The organism is Kocuria sp. NPDC057446 (genome assembly GCF_042802875.1).
Classification (GTDB): Bacteria; Actinomycetota; Actinomycetes; order Actinomycetales; family Micrococcaceae; genus Kocuria.
In genome coordinates this window covers 1-2,409 of sequence record NZ_JBHVDI010000264.1, presented here as the reverse complement: position 1 = coordinate 2,409, position 2,409 = coordinate 1, and the positions used below count along the sequence as shown (strand labels likewise).

General features: G+C 77.1%; 2 protein-coding genes. Both read left to right on the top strand.

What is annotated here, in order from left to right:
• A partial coding sequence (locus tag ACFU0Y_RS17900; protein WP_380216279.1) for an ATP-dependent helicase C-terminal domain-containing protein occupies nt 1–1,014 on the top strand: 1,014 nt, incomplete at its 5' end.
• A gap of 330 nt (nt 1,015–1,344) precedes the next feature.
• Nucleotides 1,345–2,307 (top strand): HpcH/HpaI aldolase/citrate lyase family protein, encoded by a 963-nt coding sequence (locus ACFU0Y_RS17895; RefSeq protein WP_380216277.1) that lies wholly within the window; start codon nt 1,345–1,347, stop codon nt 2,305–2,307.
• The last annotated feature ends 102 nt before the right edge of the window (nt 2,308–2,409 follow it).

The window sequence follows — 2,409 nt, the reverse complement described above, 5'->3', positions numbered from 1 at the left end:
GGGCCGGCAGGGCCGCCGGCGGCCGGGGACGTCCCGGCCGGGCTCACCACCGGCGCCGTGGTGGCGCTGGCCCTGCCGGAGCGGGTCGCCCGCAAGGTCGGGGACACGTACCTGCTCGCCTCCGGGACCCGCGCGGGCCTGGCGCCCGGGAGCGGTCTGGCAGGCCACGAGTGGCTGGCCGTCGCCGACGTCACCCGGGCGGCCGGCCAGGCCGCCGCCGGGACCGGGGCCGTGGTCCGCGCCGCCGCGGCGCTGGACCGTCCCCTCGCCGAGCGCTGCGCGGAGCACCTGCTCACCGACGAGGTCCGCACCCGGTTCGAGAACGGGCGGGCGAGCGCCCGCCGGGTCCGGGCGCTCGGGGCGATCGAGCTGTCCTCGACGCCCGTGCGGCCCGCGCCGGAGGCGGCCCGGCAGGCCGTGCGCTCCGCCCTGGCCGAGCAGGGCCCAGGGCTGCTCGGCTGGTCGGACGGCGCCGACCGGCTCCGGCGCCGGCTCGCGCTGCTCCACCACCGGCTCGGGGACCCGTGGCCCGACGTGGCCGACGCCGCGCTGCTCGACCGGCTCGACGACTGGCTCGCCCCCGAGCTCGACGCCCTCGCCGGCGGTGGCCGGGTCGATCTCGCCGCACCCCTGCGGCGGCTGCTGCCGTGGCCGGAGGCCGCCCGCCTCGACGAGCTCGCGCCCGAGCGGCTGGTCGTGGCCAGCGGCTCCCGCGCCCGGATAGACTACCCGGCCGCCGACGACCCGGAGGGCCGGCCCGTGGTCAGCGTCAAGCTCCAGGAGTGCTTCGGCTGGGCGGCGTCCCCGGCGGTGGCCGGCGGCCGCGTCCCGGTCCTGTTCCACCTGCTCTCCCCGGCCGGCCGGCCACTGGCCGTGACCGACGACCTCGCCTCGTTCTGGTCCGGCCCCTACGCCCAGGTCCGCGCCGAGATGCGCGGCCGCTACCCCAAGCACCCCTGGCCGGAGGACCCCTGGACCGCGCCCGCCACCGCCCGCACGGCGCGCCGCTCCTGAGCCCGGGCCCGGTCCGCCGCCCCTCGTCGGGGTCCGCGGCCGATCCCGGGGGGACGTGCGCGCCGACGGGTGGCGTCCTCCTGTGATCTGCGTTACGGTGGACTCACCGCACCTGCCGAGCGCGTTGATCCAGCGCGCACGGACCGGCTCGCCCACCTCGCGATCCCCGGTCCGGGGCACGCACCGGCCGGACCCCCGCGACGCGATCGTTCCCGCGGGCCCGGCACCGGTCACGGTTCCGCCGGGCAGCACCAGCCCTCCCAGCACGGGTGGCCCGGCACATGTCTGCACCGCAGCTCGCTGCACCTCACGGAGAACGGGTACGCCCCCATGACTGCCACCTCGATCGAGACCTCGTCGACGACCCCGACCACCTCGTCCCTGCCGCTGGTTCCCCAGGCCGCCGCTCCCGCGGTCGGCCCGGAGCTCGCCCGCTCCTGGCTGCTCGTCAACGGCGCCCAGGCCGAGCGGTTCGCGGCGGCCCGGGCGAGCGCGGCCGACGTCGTCGTCCTCGACATCGAGGACTCGGTGGCGCCCAAGGACAAGGAGCGGGCCCGCCGCAACGTCATCAGCTGGCTGGACGCCCGGGACGAGCACGGCGAGCAGCACCACGCGTGGGTGCGGATCAACGGCTTCGGCACCCAGTGGTGGGAGGAGGACCTCCGCGCCCTGGCCGGCGTCCGCGGTCTCGACGGCGTCATGCTGGCCATGGTCGAGTCCCCCGAGCACGTCACCCGCACCGCGGAGCTGCTCCAGGACACGAGGATCGTCGCGCTCGTCGAGACGGCCCGCGGCGTGCAGCACCTGCAGGCCATCGCCGGCGCCCGCTCCACGTACCGCCTCGGCTTCGGCCTGGGCGACTTCCGGCGCGACACGGGCTTCGGCGAGAACCCCATGACGCTGGCCTACACGCGCTCGCAGTTCACCATCGCCTCCCGCGCCGCCAACCTGCCCGGGCCCATCGACGGGCCCGCCGTCGGGGCGCTGGGCCCCAAGCTCGCCGAGGCCACGGCCGTGACCCTGGAGTTCGGCATGACCGGCAAGCTGTGCCTGATGCCCGAGCAGACCGCCACGGTCAACGAGGGCCTGAGCCCGTCCCTGTCCGAGCTGTCCTGGGCCACCGAGTTCCTCCAGGAGTTCGACGCCGACGGCGGGGAGATCCGCAACGGCTCCGACCTGCCGCGCCTCGCCCGCGCCAAGAAGATCCTGGGCCTGGCCGGGGCCTTCGGCCTGCGCATCCCCGAGGGCTACGACGTCCACTTCGAGGCGCCGACCGACACGTACCACTGCTGATCCGGTGGTGAGGGGCCGGCACCCGGCCCCGCCCCCGCGCGGGGAGCGCACCCCCTCCCGGCGCGTCCGACGGACCGGTGGGTGCCGTGCAGACACGGCACC

What these genes read in the sequence shown, in the direction of transcription:
- ACFU0Y_RS17895 (WP_380216277.1), top strand. Translation starts at nt 1,345, where the DNA reads ATGACTGCCACCTCGATCGAGACCTCGTCGACGACCCCGACCACCTCG.